Source organism: Nocardia farcinica (assembly GCF_029867845.1).
Lineage (GTDB): Bacteria > Actinomycetota > Actinomycetes > Mycobacteriales > Mycobacteriaceae > Nocardia > Nocardia farcinica_A.
The window spans coordinates 1-2,685 of the sequence record NZ_JARWRU010000145.1; the positions used below are offsets into that span (position 1 = coordinate 1).

4 protein-coding genes are annotated in these 2,685 nt (G+C 73.9%); 1 reads left to right on the forward strand and 3 read right to left on the reverse strand.

What is annotated here, in order from left to right:
* Together QH283_RS02845 and QH283_RS02850 are read right to left on the reverse strand one after the other, a co-directional pair.
* Positions 1-550, reverse strand: a 550-nt coding sequence (locus QH283_RS02845) for a pyridoxal-phosphate dependent enzyme (protein WP_432420642.1), incomplete at its 3' end; no start/stop codon positions are given.
* Positions 551-613: 63 nt separating this feature from the next.
* Positions 614-1,048, reverse strand: a complete 435-nt coding sequence (locus QH283_RS02850; protein WP_280501459.1) for a nitroreductase family deazaflavin-dependent oxidoreductase — start codon at positions 1,046-1,048, stop codon at positions 614-616.
* Between the two features lie 88 nt (positions 1,049-1,136).
* Between QH283_RS02850 and QH283_RS02855 the strand changes: the two genes are divergently transcribed.
* Complete coding sequence (locus QH283_RS02855; RefSeq protein ID WP_280501460.1) at positions 1,137-1,367, forward strand: hypothetical protein; 231 nt, start codon at positions 1,137-1,139, stop codon at positions 1,365-1,367.
* Between the two features lie 40 nt (positions 1,368-1,407).
* On the opposite strand, the gene QH283_RS02860 is transcribed toward QH283_RS02855, so the two are convergent.
* Positions 1,408-2,685, reverse strand: a 1,278-nt coding sequence (locus tag QH283_RS02860; protein WP_280501461.1) for a helix-turn-helix transcriptional regulator, incomplete at its 5' end; no start/stop codon positions are given.

Sequence of the window (2,685 nt, forward strand, 5' to 3'; positions counted from 1 at the left end):
GGTCGAGGATCTCCACCGCCACGGTGCCCTGCCCGGCGGCGGTACGGGGATCGTCGAACGGCGGGACCATGGTGGCCCCGGTGCGCTCAACATCGGCGGCGGCCGCGGCGGCCGCGGCGTCGTAGGTGTCGCCGACGGGGATGAGCTCGACGAACTCCCCGCCGTGCACGCGGATGCGGTCGCGCTTCTGCTTGGGGGTGGTGGTCGGCACGTAGATGCGGCCGCGGATGCCCATGGCCTGGCAGGCGAAGGCCACGCCCTGCGCGTGGTTGCCCGCGCTGGCGGTCACCACGCCGGCGGCGCGCTCGTGCTCGTCGAGTTGGACGACCAGGTTGTAGGCGCCGCGCAGCTTGTAGGAGCGGACGGGGGTGAGGTCTTCGCGCTTGAGGTAGACCCGCGCCCCGGTCGCCGCGGACAGTCGCGGGCTGAGCTGGAGCGGGGTCGGCTCGATGACGCCGGAAATTCGCTTCGCCGCGGCGTCGATCTCGTCGGCGTTGAGCATGCCGCGAGATGAGGACGGGGAATCGACGAGTTCCAGGCGATTGGTCACCCGACTATGCTGCCACCCTCCGATCGCCTCGTTTGCGGCGGGTGGCAGCCACGACGGCCGTGGTCAGCGCGGTGTGAGCACGAAAACGGGGATCTCGCGGTCGGTCTTCTCCTGGTACTCCGCGTAATCGGGCCAGACCGCGACGGCACGGTCCCACCAGAGCTTCTTCTCCTCGCCGGTGACCTCGCGCGCGGTGTAGTCGGCGACCTGCGCGCCGTCGCGCAGTTCGACGTGCGGGTCGTCCTTGATGTTGTAGTACCAGACGGGATGTTTCGGCGCCCCGCCGAGCGAGGCCACCACGGCGTACTCGCCGTCGTGCTCGACCCGCATGAGCGGGGTCTTGCGCAGCTTGCCGGTCTTGCGGCCCTTGGTGGTCAGGACGACGACCGGCTTGCCGTTGAGGGTGGTGCCCTCGGTGCCGCCGGACTGCTCGATCGTCTCGGCCTGTTCGCGCGCCCAATCGGAGGGGCTCGGTGCGTACTCTCCAGTCAATGGCATGACAGCCACAACTCCGGCCGTGCCGCTCGTGTTCCCGCTCACCGAAAGTTCGGTGGACCGAACTTTTCCCCGCGAGTACCCTGATGACATGGCAACGGTTCACCATCCGGGACTCGACGTCCCCACCGTCGACATCGCCGGCAGCCCGTGGCCGGTGTACAAGCTCGAGGCGCTGGTCGCCGGGCTCGCGGTCGCGGCGGTCCTCGGCCTGCTGACCGGCTCGGCGCAGGTGGCCGTCCTCGCGGCGGCGGCCGTGGCCTCGGTGCGCGCGGGCTGGGCGGTGGCCGCCACCCGGCTCGTCCCGCCGATGCGGCGCTGACCCCCACCGCGAGCCCGGGGAACGCCTGTCCGCGACGTGCTCAGCCGGTGTGCAGCGGCAACGCGGCCAGTTCGCCGCGCGAGGCGACCCCCAGTTTCGGATAAGCCTTGTACAGGTGGTGTCCCACCGTGCGGGGGCTCAGGAACAGCTGCGCGGCGATGTCCCGATTGGACATTCCCCGCGCGGCCAGCCGCACGATCTGCAATTCCTGCGGGGTGAGCGCCGCCAGCGGGCCCGACGCGGGCCGGGCCCGGCCGCCGTCGCCGAGCGCGCCCAGCTCCAGCTCCGCCCGCCGTGCCCACGGCCGCGCCCGCCGACCCGCGAACAGGTCGCGGGCGCTCCGCAACTGCGCGCGGGCCTCGGTCCTGCGTTTGGCCCGGCGCAGCCACTCACCGAACAGCAGCCGGGTGCGGGCCTCCTCGAACGGCCGCGGTTGCGCGGCGAGCGCGGCCTCGAACAGTTCCTCGGCCGCCGGTCCCTCGGTCAGCAGGGCGCGGCCACGCCGCTCGAGTCCGCGCACCCACGGCAGGCCTGAGCGCTCGGCCCAGACGCCGAGCCGGTCCGCGGCCTCCTCGGCGACCTCCCGCCTGCCCGATCGGACAGCGGCCTCGACCAGGTCCGGCAGTGAGCGCAACCCGACCACCTGGTGCCGCGCGGGCTCGACGGTGAGCGCGCCGAACCGGCCCACCGCCTCGTCCACCTCCCCGCGCCCCAGCGCCAGCACACCCAGCGCGGCCTGACACCAGGTCGCGCCCGCCGCGTCCGGCCCGCCGAACTCCTCGGCCACCGCCCGCTCGGCCGCCCGCGCGCACTCCTCGGCGCGTCCGCCCAACGCCGCGAGGTAGGCGAGGAAGGCCGTCGACTGGCTCACCCAGTGCCCCTGCCCGGTGTCGGCGGCGATGCGGGCGCTCTCGGTCGCCAGCACCACGCCCTCGCCCGGACGGCCGAGGAAGGTCTCGGCCTCGGCCAGGAAGAACAGCAGCGGCGGCAGCAGCCCGATACGGCCCTCCTCGCGGCAGCGCCCCACCAGCTCCAGCGCCAGCTCTCGCACCTGCTCGTCCTGCCCGGGCACCAACCCCGACCCGCACAACAGCACCAGAGCGCGCGGATCGCCGATCGTCTCGGCCGCCGCGCGCAGATCGCCCGTCCGCCCGCCGCGCAGTCCGGCCAGCACCACGGGCAGCGCCGGCCCGGCCGCGTCCGCGCCCAGCGCCTCGACGTGCGCGGCGGTCTGCGCGAGCTCGTCCTCGCCGAGATACCATGCGACGTGCATGGCCTGGCCGAGCAGTCGCGCGGCGCGGCCCGCCTCGGCGGCCGT